Annotated in this window: 1 pseudogene; it reads left to right on the top strand. The window is 72.3% G+C overall.

Features of this window, described 5'->3' with window-relative positions:
- Positions 1 to 560, top strand: a pseudogene (locus tag EHS43_RS45695) (hypothetical protein); the annotation flags it as partial.

Here is a 560-nt window from a genome sequence, read left to right as displayed (position 1 = left end):
TTCGGGGCCCAGTCTCCAGGTGAACCGGCAGGCGCCGGGCGCGTGGACCTTCCAGCGCTACTCCCCCGTCGTCGACAACTGCAGCAGCGGCGCCGTGTGCGGAGCCCAGCCCGAGACCCCCACCGACCCCCCGGTGAGCGTGGCGGCCGCGGAGAAGGCCGCCGCGCCGGTGCTGAAGGCGCTGGGCCAGGGCACCGCGAAGCTGGACGCGAGCCAGGTCATGGGCGCCCAGCGGATCGTGAACGCCGATCCGCTGGTGGGCGGGCTGCCCACGTACGGCTGGGCGACCGGCGTCACCGTGAACGGACAGGGCGAAGTGGTCGGCGGCACCGGCCAGTTGAAGGCGCCGGTGAAGGGCGACACTTACCCGGTGCTGAGTGCCGAGAAGACGCTGGGCCTGCTGAACAAGGTGCCCGTGGCCGACCACCGCATGGGCATCGGCGGCTGCGCCAGCCCCGTACCGCTGAAGGACCGGCTGGAGGCGCCCTGCGGGGAGTCGACTGCGGGTCCGGCGAAGAGCACGCTCACCGTCGAGAAGGCTGTGTTCGGGCTCTGTCTCT

The sequence above is a fragment of the Streptomyces sp. RP5T genome (genome assembly GCF_003933965.1).
GTDB lineage: Bacteria > Actinomycetota > Actinomycetes > Streptomycetales > Streptomycetaceae > Streptomyces.
Note: the sequence above shows the minus strand (reverse complement) of the source record. Positions and strands in the feature narration are given on the sequence as shown.